Annotated in this window: 13 protein-coding genes; 11 read left to right on the forward strand and 2 right to left on the reverse strand. The window is 40.7% G+C overall.

What is annotated here, in order from left to right:
- The first annotated feature begins 109 nt into the window (after positions 1–109).
- From EO122_RS06410 to eno, 7 genes are all read left to right on the forward strand, one after another.
- Complete coding sequence (locus EO122_RS06410) at positions 110–520, forward strand: hypothetical protein (protein ID WP_127009858.1); 411 nt, start codon at positions 110–112, stop codon at positions 518–520.
- Between the two features lie 21 nt (positions 521–541).
- Positions 542–1,537 carry a type II TA system antitoxin MqsA family protein gene (locus EO122_RS06415; protein ID WP_127009859.1) on the forward strand — a complete coding sequence of 332 codons (996 nt, stop codon included), beginning with the start codon at positions 542–544 and terminating at the stop codon, positions 1,535–1,537.
- Positions 1,538–1,658: 121 nt separating this feature from the next.
- Positions 1,659–2,666, forward strand: coding sequence for a type I glyceraldehyde-3-phosphate dehydrogenase (gene gap, locus EO122_RS06420; RefSeq protein WP_127009860.1), 1,008 nt, complete (start codon positions 1,659–1,661; stop codon positions 2,664–2,666).
- A gap of 64 nt (positions 2,667–2,730) precedes the next feature.
- The gene (gene pgk / locus EO122_RS06425; protein WP_127009861.1) at positions 2,731–3,909 is read left to right on the forward strand and encodes a phosphoglycerate kinase; all 1,179 of its coding nucleotides are present in this window, start codon (positions 2,731–2,733) and stop codon (positions 3,907–3,909) included.
- A 6-nt stretch (positions 3,910–3,915) separates the two neighbouring features.
- A complete protein-coding gene (tpiA, locus tag EO122_RS06430) occupies positions 3,916–4,668 on the forward strand; it encodes a triose-phosphate isomerase (protein ID WP_371413193.1) in 753 nt (250 codons plus the stop codon).
- A gap of 19 nt (positions 4,669–4,687) precedes the next feature.
- Positions 4,688–6,214 carry a 2,3-bisphosphoglycerate-independent phosphoglycerate mutase gene (gene gpmI, locus EO122_RS06435; protein ID WP_127009863.1) on the forward strand — a complete coding sequence of 509 codons (1,527 nt, stop codon included), beginning with the start codon at positions 4,688–4,690 and terminating at the stop codon, positions 6,212–6,214.
- Between the two features lie 12 nt (positions 6,215–6,226).
- On the forward strand, positions 6,227–7,513 hold the full coding sequence (gene eno / locus EO122_RS06440) for a phosphopyruvate hydratase (protein ID WP_127009864.1): 1,287 nt from the start codon (positions 6,227–6,229) through the stop codon (positions 7,511–7,513).
- A gap of 50 nt (positions 7,514–7,563) precedes the next feature.
- Here eno and EO122_RS06445 read toward each other — a convergent pair whose 3' ends face one another.
- Together EO122_RS06445 and EO122_RS06450 are read right to left on the reverse strand one after the other, a co-directional pair.
- Positions 7,564–7,914: a type II toxin-antitoxin system RelE/ParE family toxin gene (locus tag EO122_RS06445; RefSeq protein ID WP_127009865.1), complete on the reverse strand. Its 351-nt coding sequence runs from the start codon at positions 7,912–7,914 to the stop codon at positions 7,564–7,566.
- 2 nt (positions 7,915–7,916) lie between these two features.
- Positions 7,917–8,207, reverse strand: coding sequence for a type II toxin-antitoxin system RelB/DinJ family antitoxin (locus EO122_RS06450; protein WP_127009866.1), 291 nt, complete (start codon positions 8,205–8,207; stop codon positions 7,917–7,919).
- 237 nt (positions 8,208–8,444) lie between these two features.
- Here EO122_RS06450 and putP point away from each other — a divergent pair, with 237 nt between their 5' ends.
- The 4 genes from putP to EO122_RS06470 all read left to right on the forward strand — a co-directional run bounded on the left by putP (position 8,445) and on the right by EO122_RS06470 (position 13,611).
- Positions 8,445–9,875, forward strand: a complete 1,431-nt coding sequence (gene putP, locus EO122_RS06455; protein ID WP_240632673.1) for a sodium/proline symporter PutP — start codon at positions 8,445–8,447, stop codon at positions 9,873–9,875.
- A gap of 450 nt (positions 9,876–10,325) precedes the next feature.
- Positions 10,326–12,152: a DNA helicase RecQ gene (gene recQ / locus EO122_RS06460; protein ID WP_127009868.1), complete on the forward strand. Its 1,827-nt coding sequence runs from the start codon at positions 10,326–10,328 to the stop codon at positions 12,150–12,152.
- 38 nt (positions 12,153–12,190) lie between these two features.
- Entirely contained in the window at positions 12,191–12,982 is a 792-nt protein-coding gene (locus EO122_RS06465; RefSeq protein ID WP_127009869.1) for a thymidylate synthase, read from the forward strand.
- A 143-nt stretch (positions 12,983–13,125) separates the two neighbouring features.
- Positions 13,126–13,611: a dihydrofolate reductase gene (locus EO122_RS06470; protein WP_127009870.1), complete on the forward strand. Its 486-nt coding sequence runs from the start codon at positions 13,126–13,128 to the stop codon at positions 13,609–13,611.

A 13,611-nucleotide genomic window follows, 5' to 3' on the forward strand; every position in this document is an offset into this window, starting at 1 on the left:
ATATATTTTTGCTATAATTAATATATAATAAAAATGAACTAATTGATACATTTAATATTGACGATTGTTTATAAATAATGTATCATATATTTTGTAGAAAGGCGTATAGATGAGTTTACATTATAATCAAAGTTATAGTAAAGAAGAAATAGCTAATATGCTAAAACTAGTGTATGAATGTGTTGAATGTGGAATGTATTCCGTTTCAAGAAATGTAAATCGCCAAGAAAATATAGACTTTATTAATGAATACAACATACGTAGTGAAAAGATAGAATCAATTTTAAATAATCTCACAGTAGATGACTTTTGTCATACATTACAGAATACAAAAGCAGGGTATGAATATGAAAAGCTCTATGTATTTGTACCGCAGGTAGAACTATTTGAAGCTGATGGAGTAGCGATTAAAGTAGATATTTATATAAAAACTAATATAATGAATACATCTAAAGGTAATCGAATGGTGGTGATTTCTTTTCACAAGAGAAATAAACCTATACAGTATGCATTTAGATAGCCTAGAAAAGAGGATATGATCATGGAAAGCCAAAGAGTGTTTTGTGAAGAATGTAGAAATGATGTTAATTATGTAGTAGAAGAAACACAAATGGTGGGGGCAATTAAAGGTGAAAATTATGAGTATATGGGGAAAGTTGCACACTGCGTTGATTGCCAGTCTGAAATCTATGTAAGTGAAGTGCATGATTTTAATTTAAAAGCATTATATGATGAATATAGAAAGAAGAACGATATTATTTCATTAGAACATATTCGGGAGATTTGTAAAAAATATGCAATTGGTAAAAGGCCGCTTTCATTATTGCTGGATTGGGGAGAACAGACTTTTTCGCGTTATTATGAGGGAGATATTCCAACGAAACAGTATTCTAAATTATTAAAAGGAATATATGAAGATCCACATGCTTATTATGAGATATTAGAAAAAAATAAAAATAACCTAACATCAGAAAAAGCCTATCAAAAAAGCAAACGTGCGGTTCAACAATTGATTGGGCAAGTTGAAAATGAAGATAAAAAGATTAATCATGTGATTGCATACCTACTTAGTGAATGTGAAGATATTACGCCACTAGCGTTGCAAAAGTTATTGTATTACGCACAAGGCTTTTACTATGCATTCTATGATAGATTTTTGTTTATTGAGGATTGCCAGGCATGGGTCCATGGCCCTGTATATCCTGAAGTATATCATCAATATAAGGACTACCGGTTTAATCCGATTAAAAACAATATGCAGGAAATATTCTCAGATTTTGTAGTATCTGAAATAGCTATTTTGGATAGTGTTGTGAAATACCTTGGTTGCTATAGCGGAAAGGTACTCGAGTGGTTTACTCATTCGGAGGAGCCATGGTTATCAGCGAGAGGAAAGTATAAAACGTTTGAGCCTTCTGATGAGGTTATCTATAAAGAAGGCATAGGTAAATATTTCAAACATGTAAAATCAACTTATAATATGATAAAGCCTAGTGATATTAAACTATATGCAGAATCAATGTTTATACAAATCTAAAATCAGACAGAGCGAGTAATCGCTCTGTTTTTGTTTAAAAAACTTGCACCAACCCCTCTATTCTTGTAAAATAGAACTATAATAAATCATTTGTTGTAATATACTTTAGGAGGACTTGATTATGGCAGTGAAGATTGGTATTAATGGCTTTGGTCGTATTGGTAAATGCGTCATGCGCGCGGCTCTTAACAACCCAGAGGTGGAAGTGGTAGCCATTAATGATACTGGTGATATTGAAGGTTCCGCTTTACTGTTTAAACATGACTCAATTCATGGCAATTTAAGCTGTGACGTGTCTGTAGAAGGCGAATATTTAGTGGTAGACGGCAAAAAAACACGTGTATTCTGTGACCGTGATCCAGCAAACTTAGACTGGTCCTCCGAAGGGGTGGAAGTGGTTATCGAATGTACAGGTGTGTTCCGTTCTCGTGAAAAAGCAGCGGCTCATCTTGGTGGCACTGTTAAAAAAGTAATTATTTCTGCACCAGGAAAAGACGAAGATAAAACTATCGTTATGGGTGTAAATGAAAGTGAATATGATCCAGCTACGCATCATGTTGTATCTAATGCAAGCTGTACAACAAACTGTTTAGCTCCATTTGCAAAAGTATTGCACCAAGAATTTGGTATTAAACGTGGTATGATGACAACAGTGCACTCTTATACCAATGACCAACGTGTATTGGATGCACCACATAAAGACTTACGTCGTGCTCGTGCAGCTGCGATGTCCATTATTCCTACTACCACAGGGGCAGCAAAAGCAGTGGCATTAGTATTACCTGAATTGAAAGGTAAATTAAATGGATTTGCTCTTCGTGTACCTACACCAAATGTGTCTGTTACAGATTTAGTAGTAGAACTTGAAAAAGAAGCAACTAAAGAAAGCATCAATGCTGCATTCCGCAAAGCAGCTGAAGGTGAGTTAAAAGGTATTCTTGGCGTATCTGATTTGCCATTAGTATCCAAAGACTTTAATGGTGATGCTCGTAGTTCTATCGTAGACGCAGATTTGACAATGGTGATGGAAGGCAATATGGCAAAAGTAGTAGCATGGTATGACAATGAGTGGGGCTATTCCTCTCGTATTGTTGACCTAGCTGTGTACATGAGCAAACGAGGCTTATAATCTGTTGGGGACTACGAGAGTAGTCCCTTTTTGTCATGTTTATTGTATATACATAGGAGACAGTATGAAACTTTCACTAGCAAATATGAATGTAGCGAACAAAACAGTATTTGTTCGAGTTGATTTTAATGTGCCTCTGAAAGACGGCGTTATCACTGATGATACACGGATTCGTGCGACCTTACCTACATTGCGCCATTTGATTGACCAAGGTGCAAAAGTTGTCATCACATCCCATTTAGGCCGTCCAAAAGGAGAACGCAAACCAGAGTTTACCCTAGCGCCTTGCGCGAAACGATTGAGTGAATTATTAGAACAACCAGTTCGCTTTGTAGAAGATTGCATCGGTGATATCCCAGCAAAGGCTGTGAGTGAAATGCAATCTGGGGATGTAGTGGTATTGGAAAACCTCCGTTTCTACAAAGAAGAAGAAAAAAATGATCCTACTTTTGCCAAAGCCCTAGCAGACTTAGCAGAAGTGGGCGTGAATGATGCCTTCGGGGTATCTCATCGTGCCCATGCCTCTGTGGAAGGGATTACGAAATACTTACCAATGGGAGCTGGTTTCTTGTTAGAAAAAGAAATCCACTATGTGGGTGGTGCTGTAGAGCATCCTGAACATCCATTTGCAGCTATCATCGGTGGCGCCAAAGTAAGCGACAAAATTGAAGTTATTTCTAACTTGTTGCCAAAAGTAGAAGTGTTGATTATTGGCGGCGGTATGGCAAATACGTTCGTAGCGGCCCAAGGTCATAATGTGGGTACTTCCTTAGTGGAAGCTGATAAATTTGAGTTGGCTCGTGAATTAATTGCTCGTGCGAAAGAAACAAATACGAATTTGTTGTTACCAGTAGATTTCGTTGTAGCTGATGCTTTCAGTGAAACGGCTAATCATAAGGTAGTGGATGCCACAGCTATTGAAGATGGTTGGATGGCATTAGATATTGGACCGAAGAGCCGTGAGTTATTTGCTGAGGCCTTGGCACCGATGAAGATGATTGTTTGGAATGGTCCTATGGGAGTGTTCGAAATGGAAGCCTTCGCAGGTGGTACGAATGCCGTAGCGAAAGCAGTAGCAGAGGCAAGCGCAACTACAATTGTAGGTGGTGGTGATTCTGTAGCGGCTATTGAAAAAAGTGGGTTAAGCCACAAAATTTCTCATATTTCCACTGGTGGCGGTGCGTCCTTAGAATATTTAGAAGGCAAAGTGTTACCAGGCATTGCAGCCTTACAAGAGGCTTAGGAGGTTATCATGCGACAACCGATCATTGCAGGAAACTGGAAAATGCATATGACGAATACGGAAGCGACTGTATTCGTAGAACAATTGAAAACATTAGTAGCGAATGCTAACTGTGAAGTGGTGGTATGCCCTCCGTTTACAGCTATCAGCACTGTAGCTGATTTAGCGGAAGACACCAAGGTTCGTGTAGGGGCCCAAAATGTGTTCCATGAAGAATCTGGTGCCTATACAGGGGAAGTATCTCCTTCGATGTTGACGGACTTAGGCGTGTCCTACGTAATTGTGGGGCACTCTGAACGACGCTCTATCTTTAAAGAAGTAGATCGCTGCGTCAATAAGCGTGTGCGTATCGTCTTGCAACATGGCATGAGTCCTATTCTTTGCGTAGGTGAAAGCTTAAATCAACGTGAAAGCGGGGAAACGGTGGCGTTCATTCATTCCCAACTAGAAATGGGATTACATGGAGTGCCAGCCGAAGAAATGACGGAAGTTGTCATTGCCTACGAACCGATTTGGGCCATTGGTACAGGTCGTACAGCCACAGCGGAACAAGCAGGCGAAGTATGCCAAAGCATTCGTGAGAAAATCGCCGCTATGTACACACCTGACATTGCAGAACAAGTACGTATTCTCTATGGTGGCAGTGTAAAACCAGAGAATGCGAAAGATATTTTAGCCCAACCTCATGTAGATGGGGCTTTAGTGGGCGGTGCTTCCTTGGAAGCAGAGTCTTTTACGGGAATTATTAACGCCTGTTAACATAGGTTTGAGGTAGAGTATGGCAAAATTAAAAGGACCAGTGATGCTAACCATCCTTGATGGATTCGGCATTGGGGACGGTCAAGACCCAACGAATGCGGTAGTTCAAGCGAACCCCCGAACATTTTTAGACCTATGGGACACGTGTCCTCACACTTTATTAGAAGCATCTGGTATGGCCGTAGGCTTACCGGATGGACAAATGGGAAACTCTGAAGTAGGCCATTTGAACATCGGCGCTGGACGTATTGTGTATCAAGAATTGACACGCATCACAAAAGAGGCGCAAGAAGGCACCTTATTTACTCGTCCCACCTTGGTGAAAGTTTATGAAGAAGGAGCTAAACAAGCTTTACATCTAGTAGGCTTATTGTCGGATGGTGGTGTTCATTCCCACATTGACCATTTGAAAGCCTTACTTCGTGGCGCTAAGGGTGCCGGTGTAGGAACTGTTTACATTCATGCATTCTTGGATGGTAGAGATGTACCACCACAAAGTGCATTGGCCTATATTGATGATATTGCGGCATACTGTAAGGAATTGGGCTTAGGCTCCATTGCGACAGTAGGCGGTCGTTATTATGGAATGGACCGTGACCAACGTTGGGAGCGAGTGCAATTAGCGTATAATGCCATGGTTTCTGGCATCGGTACAGCAGTGACTTGTGCTCATGAAGCGGTGGAACGCAGTTATGCAGAAGAAACGACAGATGAATTTGTCATTCCATCTGTAGTGGAAGGGTATAAAGGTATGCAAGATGGTGATGCGATCTTGTTCTTTAACTTCCGTCCTGACCGAGCTCGCCAATTGGTGCGTGCTGTGGTGGATCCAACATTTACCGGATTTGAACGAAACCATGTCTTGCAAGGTTCCTATGTGGCGAGCATGACTCGGTACGAAGCGGACTTGCCAGTACCTGTGGTGTATGATAAAGAACTCCTTACAGATACTTTAGGAGAAGTGTTATCCAAGGGTGGCTATCGCCAATTGCGCATTGCAGAAACAGAGAAATATGCCCATGTAACATATTTCTTCAATGGTGGTAAAGAAGATGTATTCCCTGGGGAAGATCGAATATTGGTACCATCTCCGAAGGTAGCTACCTATGATTTGCAACCAGAGATGAGTGCTCCAGAGGTAACGGAAAAAGTAGTTGCCGCCATTCGCAGTGGCGAGTATGATATGATTATCTTGAACTATGCGAACCCAGATATGGTAGGTCATACGGGTGATTTCGAAGCTGCAAAACAGGCAATTTTGGCCGTAGATGCAGGGCTTTCAGAAATTGTGAAAGCCATTCAAGATATGAATGGTCAATTATTAATTACAGCAGACCATGGAAATTCTGAGGTTATGGTGGACCATAGCACAGAAATTCCGCACACGGCACATACGACGAATCCGGTGCCATTCATTTTAGTGGGCGCCCCAGAGGGTGTGACATTGCGACCAGGTCGGCTTTGTGATTTAGCACCAACCATGTTGGCATTAGGTGGTATTGAGCAGCCTGAAGCGATGAGTGGTGAAAGTTTGTTAGTACAATAAGGAGAAGTAACAATGGCAGTAATTACTGATGTATACGCAAGAGAGATTATGGATTCCCGTGGCAATCCAACAGTAGAAGTAGAAGTGTATTTGGAAGACGGTACGATTGGCCGTGCTGCAGTTCCATCTGGTGCTTCCACAGGTCAATTTGAAGCGGTAGAGTTGCGTGATAGCGATTCTCCACGTTATTTAGGCAAAGGTGTATTGCAAGCAGTAGCGAATGTGAACGACATCATTGCACCAGCGATCTTAGGTTTCGATGCGTCTGAACAAGTGGCCATTGACCGCATTATGATTGAATTGGATGGCACGCCTAATAAAGCAAAATTAGGTGCTAATGCTATTTTAGGTGTATCTATGGCGGTAGCCCGCGCAGCAGCTGAATCCTATGATTTACCATTGTTCCAATACCTTGGTGGTACCAATGCAAAAGAGTTGCCAGTACCAATGATGAACATTCTAAATGGTGGTGCTCATGCAGATAATAACGTGGATATTCAAGAGTTCATGATTATGCCAATTGGTGCTACAAGCTTTATGGAAGCATTGCGTTATTGTGCAGAAGTGTACCATACATTAAAAGGTGTATTGAAAGCAAAAGGGTTGGCTACTGGTGTAGGTGATGAAGGTGGCTTTGCGCCTAATTTAGGTTCTAACGAAGAAGCATTGCAAGTGATTACAGAAGCTGTCGAAAAAGCGGGTCTTGTAGTAGGTAAAGATATTGTATTTGCTATCGATGCAGCATCTTCTGAATTCTACAAAGATGGCAAATACCATTTAGCTGGTGAAGGTAAAGTAAAAACAGCTGCTGAAATGGTAGAATACTACGCAGAACTTTGCGAAAAATACCCAATTTACTCCATTGAAGATGGTTTAGCAGAAGAAGATTGGGAAGGCTGGAAATTATTGACAGATCGCCTTGGCAAAACTGTTCAATTAGTAGGTGACGATTTATTCGTAACGAATACAGAACGCTTGTCTCGTGGTATCAAAGAAGATACAGCGAATGCGATCTTGATCAAAGTGAACCAAATCGGTACGTTGACAGAAACATTCGATGCTATTGAAATGGCAAAACGTGCAGGCTATACAGCAGTGATCTCTCACCGTTCCGGTGAAACAGAAGATTCCACAATTGCTGATATTGCTGTAGCAGTGAACGCTGGTCAAATTAAAACTGGTGCCCCAGCTCGTTCCGAACGCGTAGCGAAATACAACCAATTACTTCGCATCGAAGATATGTTGGCAGAAACAGCGCAATACCGTGGTGGCGATGTGTTCTATAACATCAAACGATAAGAATATATGAAAATGAAAAAGGACCCTGCGGGGTCCTTTTTGTATAAAATCTATATGTATTTTCCGTATACTGCTGGAAGTTCCTGTAAGAATAAACTATAATTAGGAGCCTGACGTTGGTTTAATACGGCAAGAATGGTAACTGTATGATGTATTTCGTTGATACTATAATAAATGTCATATTTCTCGAAAGAATAGATATGATATACATTTTTGGTGTACTTAGATACACTTAGAATGCGATATCGATGCGGTAGATATGACAAACTCTTTATAGCTTTATAAATTTTTTGCGAAGTGTATTTAGCTGTTTCTATTGAGAAAGATTCAGCTATGTAGCAATAGATATTTAATAAATTGTATTCCGCAAATGCTGAAAGCTGTATATCATAGGTTGCCATAATTATTCTCCTAGTAAAGTAGTGAAAAATTCCTTAGCAGAACGTCCATGACCATTGTTTGTTTCTTCGACTCCACGAGATAAAATATCTTCTAATTCTGAAGGGCTAAAGTCAGCTGTACTAAGAGGTGGTGTATTTAACTTTAGATCAAAAGGTAATCCTTTATGTAGGATAATTTGTCGATAAAACAAATCAATAGCAATAGCGCGACTTAGTCCAAGGTCTTCTAAAATAGCTTCAGCATGTTGTTTGATATTTTCATTAATTCGGACATTAACACTAGCAGATTTCATGATGATCTCCTTTCAGTTTACTATGCTAATTAAATTATAAACAATTGTATTGCAATACGCAACATAGAATAATAAAATAAAGTAGTAACGAGAAGATATTTTTATGATATAATAAAACAGATTAATGCTAAATGCATTCTATAGAATTTTAAGTAAAGGCAAGAGGATTAGGAAAGGAGGAGTAGGGTGTACAACAATTTTGAAGTGATTGGGGCATTTGCTTTGTATCTAGGCCTCATGATGTACATCGGGGTATATTATTACCGCAAGTCTAATAGCTTAGACGACTATATTTTAGGAGGTCGCCAGCTAGGCCCCTGGATCACGTCCATGAGTGCGGAAGCATCAGACATGAGTGGATGGATGTTGATGGGTTTACCTGGATTTGCCTACTCAACAGGGATATCGGCGTTATGGATTGCCATTGGTTTAGCCTTGGGAACGTGGTTGAACTGGGTATTCGTATCGAAACGATTGCGCAATTATACAGAGGTAGCGAATAACAGTTTAACCATACCGGATTATTTGAAAAACCGTTTTCATGATACATCAAGAATTGTGCCGGTGGTGTCTGCTATCTTCATCGTTATTTTCTTTTTAATTTACACGTCCTCCGGATTTGTAGCAGGTGGTAAATTATTTAATACTATCTTTGGATTAGATTATGTAACATCTCTCTTTATTACAGCAGGGGTAGTTATTTTCTACACTTTCTTAGGTGGCTTCCTAGCTGTAAGTTGGACGGATTGCATCCAAGGGATGATGATGTTTTTTGCTATTTTGTTGGTGCCTGTGACGGCAGCTATGTATCTAGGTGGTCCTGCAGAAACGGCACAGTTAATTGCTACAGAATTTCCAGCAGGTTTGTCCATTTGGGGACCGGAACAAGATACATTCACCTTGGTGGTAGGGATCATTTCTAGCTTAGGTTGGGGACTTGGTTACTTCGGCCAACCTCATATCTTAGTGCGTTTTATGGCGATTTCCGATGCGAAAGAATTGAAAAAAGCTACGAATATTGCCATGATTTGGGTTGTTATTTCCTTGTTGGCTGCGGTGGCAGTTGGTCTTGTTGGTAAAGTATATTTAACAACACCTCTAGTAGATGCTGATGCAGAAACAGTATTCTTAGTGATGAGTGAGCATTTATTTAGCCCATTTGTGGCAGGTTTGATTTGGTCCGCCGTATTGGCAGCGATCATGAGTACAGCCTCTGCGCAATTACTAGTGACAGCCTCTTCAGTGTCGCAAGATTTATACCGCAATGTCTTTGCCCGTGATGCAGGAGACCGTGAACTAGTTATGGTGAGTCGTGCTACTGTATTGATTGTATCTGCCATTGCTATCGTGATGGCTGTGAATCCACAAAGCTACATCTTGACGATGGTGGCCTATGCATGGGCAGGGTTCGGCGCTGCCTTTGGTCCAGCTATTTTAATCTCTCTGACTTGGAAACGTATGACTTTAAAAGGTTGTATCGCTGGCATCTTAGTAGGTGGTATTACCGTTCTTGTGTGGAAACAATTTGGTTGGTTTGGTTTGTATGAAATCGTACCAGGTTTCATCTTATCTACCATTGCTATCTTTGTAGTTAGCTTGTTAGATCATGAACCAAGCAAAGAAATCCAAGCGGAGTTCGATGCATCGGAACAAATGCATATTTTATAATTACATACACATAGTAAACGAAATGTTGGGCTACTCCTTCGGGAGTAGTGCCAACATTTTTTTGTAGAAGATACTTATAGATGAGGCGATTATAAAGCACATATTTAGTAGTCATTGGGGTCTGTATGAATTAGCATATTTTTTACTAATATGTATGGATACAACTATAAGTCCTAGTAGGTCTTGTTAGGAAGTTATAATGTGCTGTAAGGAAGGTATTGTCTTAAGGGGAACGTGTAACAAGATAGGCATGTCTGCTAGTTCATGATGAAGGAAATTATTGTACTATGAGAACAGTATAAAAAACTGTAAGGTGCATATAACGATATAGGCAATGACTATGGAAAAGAAAGGTGAGTTCATGGTGGAATAGTTTATACTGTCCCATAAAAATGGTATAATAAACAGATACGATTCGATGAAATACTACTTAGAAAGGAGGAAGAGCATATGGATGCTAGAGCGTTGCGAGCATTACAACATTTTTATGGATATACTAGTTTTCGCCCAGCCCAAGAAGTGCCAGTGACAGCTTTATTAGAAAACCAGGATGTGCTAGGGATCATGCCAACTGGTGCGGGCAAATCGATATGCTTTCAGATTCCAGCTATGTTAAAGGCGGGCATTACCATTGTCTTTTCTCCGTTGATTTCATTGATGCAAGACCAAGTGGACACCTTAAAAGAGCAAGGTATGCCTGCAGCCTATATGAATAGTACCCTTAGTAGAGAGGAACAGAATAAAATTTTGTACTATTTACGTGAAGGACGGATTAAATTATTATACTTGGCGCCAGAAAAATTAGAATCCGAAGGGTTCTGTGAGTTTCTAAGAGGACTGCCGATTAGCCAAGTGATTATTGATGAGGCTCATTGTGTATCACAGTGGGGCCATGATTTTAGGCCGTCTTTTACAGCTATTGGTCCCTTTATTGCTAGCCTACCCCGTCGCCCCGTAGTGGGGGCTTTCACAGCGAGTGCCACAGAAGAAGTAGAACGAGACATGAAACGTCTTTTGGGGTTAGAAGATGCTCGCGTTCATATTACAGGATTTGACCGTCCGAATTTAGCTTTCACTGTCATTCATGAAAGTCAGCGTATGGACTATGTCCGTGATTATGTGCGGAATAATCCTAATGATGTAGGCATTGTGTATTGTGCTACGAGGGCCAATGTAGAGAAGGTACATCGTGAGTTACTCAGGGCCGGTGTGAAAGCGGGTTACTATCATGGTGGTCTGTCTGATGAAGAGCGAAAGTATCAGCAGAATCGCTATGCCTTCGATGAAGTGCAAGTGATGGTAGCTACTAATGCTTTTGGTATGGGCATTGATAAGAGCAATGTTCGCTATGTGATCCATTACCAAATGCCACGTAATATGGAAAGTTATTACCAAGAGGCGGGGCGTGCTGGTCGAGATGGAGCTCCGGCAGATTGTATTTTACTGTACAATGGGCAAGATGTGGCGGTTCACCAATACATCTTAAGCCAAAGTGATTTGCCACCAGAACGACAACGAATTGAACGAAATATGTTGCAGTCTATGATTGATTATTGCCATACGCCTATGTGTTTGCGCAAGTTTATGTTGTCCTATTTTGGAGAGCAAGTACCATGGGACGCCTGTCATCATTGTAGCAACTGTGATCAACCTAGAACGGCTGTGGATATGACAAAAGAAGCTGCTGCTGTATTGCAGGCGATTTGGAGTACGGAAGAACGATACGGGGTGACTATGATTGCCGATATTGTAGCAGGTCATCATACAGAGCGTATCGAGCGGTTCCGTTTGCATCGGATTCCTGTATTTGGAGCCTTGCAGCGCTGGTCGGATAAGGACATTAAAGGGTTTATCAAACGCTTAGTCGCTATGGGATACATTCATTCTTCTGGAGGGCAGTATCCCATTGTATCTGTAACAGAATTAGGTCACGATGTATTGCATGGGCGTAAAACTGTGATGGATACGCCAATTCAAGTGGGTGAGCATCGACCTCTGCATGCTCGTTCTAAGCCGTCCAGTACTAGCCATTCGAAAGCGACAAAGGACACGTCTTTATTTGAGGCCTTACGAGCTTGTCGTATGGAACTTTCAAAAGCAGAAGGGGTTAAGCCATTTATGATATTCTCTGATGCTACCTTGTTAGATATGGTGGACAAAGAACCTTTTACATTAGGTGATATGGCCAATGTGAAAGGTGTTGGAGATATGAAACTCAAGAAATATGGCAATCAATTTTTGAAAGCTATTTCTGATTTTAAAGACCGGCAGGTATAAGCGTTTGATGGCAACTGAGACCAGATAAGGAGGTATACATGAGTTTAGCGGATACACAATATTTGAATATTATAGAAAATATATTAGATCATGGATATTATGCCAATAATCGTACGGGCATTGCGACGTACAAATTACCGCATCAAGTGATGCAGTTTGACTTGGAGAAGGAATTCCCCATTTTGACCACAAAATTTGTGGCTTTCAAAACAGCGATTAAAGAATTACTTTGGATTTGGCAATTACAGTCTAATGATGTGCGTCAATTGCAGGCTATGAATGTGAAAGTCTGGGACGAATGGATGCGTGAAGATGGAACCATTGGTAAAGCCTATGGATACCAAATTGCCAAATATAAACAGTTAGATAATTTATTGGACATGCTACAAAAGGATCCCCAAAGTCGTCGTATGATTGTAACTTTATGGAATATTGAGGATTTGCCAGATATGGCGTTACAACCATGTGCGTATGAAACATTGTGGGATGTGACAGATGGAAGATTGAATTGTATGCTTGTACAACGCAGTGGTGATATGGGCCTAGGGGTGCCTTTCAATACGGCACAATACGCGGCATTGGTGCATATGGTTGCACAAGTATCTGGGTTGAAACCAGGTCAATTTACCCATGTTATCAATAATGCTCACATTTATGAAAATCACGTAGAAGCGTTGCGTACGCAATTAGAGCGTCGAGGAGAAGCGTTGCCAGCACCAGTGTTGCAGTTGAATCCGCAGATTACTAATTTCTATGATTTCCAACCAGAAGATATTATGTTAGAAGGATATGAACATTTAGGAAAACTATCTATGACAGTAGCTGTTTAATATATGATATGGATGGGTCCGTGAGGAGAGGCTTACATGTATGTGTAACAGCACATGGTCAAATCTAGTTTTGAATCCATCTCGGTATATACGGTGATATATAGGTGGATTGATACAGAATTAACAAGATATAGGAGTTATATATGTTAGCAATGATTGTGGCAGTGGCTGAGAATGGTGTTATAGGCAAGGATAATCAACTGATTTGGCGTATTCCAGAAGATTTAGCGTATTTTAAACAGCGCACTACTGGACATGTCATCATAATGGGACGGAACACATTAGAGTCTTTGCCGTTTTTATTGCCTAATCGGGAACATTGGGTCATTACATCGCAACTGGATTACATACCACCCTATGAAGGAGTGAAAGTATTCCATAGTCCAGAGGATGCGGTTCAGGCAGGGAAGGACTTAGACTTGGCGTACTGTATTGGTGGAGCCCAAGTATATGCGAGCTTGGCACTTTATGCAGATCGGTTGTATGTAACAGAATTGCATCAGTCCTTTGAAGGTGATGTGGAATTTCACGTCCATGAGCAAGAGGGCTGGCAAGAGGTAGAACGGATACCAGGTGCAGGTCATGGGGGATTGACCTATGACTTTGTAACCTATGAAAGGAAGATATAA

This window comes from Veillonella sp. CHU110 (assembly GCF_003992255.1).
GTDB lineage: Bacteria > Bacillota > Negativicutes > Veillonellales > Veillonellaceae > F0422.

What these genes read in the sequence shown, in the direction of transcription:
- EO122_RS06410 (WP_127009858.1), top strand. Translation starts at nt 110, where the DNA reads ATGAGTTTACATTATAATCAAAGTTATAGTAAAGAAGAAATAGCTAAT.
- EO122_RS06415 (WP_127009859.1), top strand. Translation starts at nt 542, where the DNA reads ATGGAAAGCCAAAGAGTGTTTTGTGAAGAATGTAGAAATGATGTTAAT.
- gap (WP_127009860.1), top strand. Translation starts at nt 1,659, where the DNA reads ATGGCAGTGAAGATTGGTATTAATGGCTTTGGTCGTATTGGTAAATGC.
- pgk (WP_127009861.1), top strand. Translation starts at nt 2,731, where the DNA reads ATGAAACTTTCACTAGCAAATATGAATGTAGCGAACAAAACAGTATTT.
- gpmI (WP_127009863.1), top strand. Translation starts at nt 4,688, where the DNA reads ATGGCAAAATTAAAAGGACCAGTGATGCTAACCATCCTTGATGGATTC.
- eno (WP_127009864.1), top strand. Translation starts at nt 6,227, where the DNA reads ATGGCAGTAATTACTGATGTATACGCAAGAGAGATTATGGATTCCCGT.
- EO122_RS06445 (WP_127009865.1), bottom strand. Translation starts at nt 7,914, where the DNA reads ATGGCAACCTATGATATACAGCTTTCAGCATTTGCGGAATACAATTTA.
- EO122_RS06450 (WP_127009866.1), bottom strand. Translation starts at nt 8,207, where the DNA reads ATGAAATCTGCTAGTGTTAATGTCCGAATTAATGAAAATATCAAACAA.
- putP (WP_240632673.1), top strand. Translation starts at nt 8,445, where the DNA reads ATGATGTACATCGGGGTATATTATTACCGCAAGTCTAATAGCTTAGAC.
- recQ (WP_127009868.1), top strand. Translation starts at nt 10,326, where the DNA reads ATGGATGCTAGAGCGTTGCGAGCATTACAACATTTTTATGGATATACT.
- EO122_RS06465 (WP_127009869.1), top strand. Translation starts at nt 12,191, where the DNA reads ATGAGTTTAGCGGATACACAATATTTGAATATTATAGAAAATATATTA.
- EO122_RS06470 (WP_127009870.1), top strand. Translation starts at nt 13,126, where the DNA reads ATGTTAGCAATGATTGTGGCAGTGGCTGAGAATGGTGTTATAGGCAAG.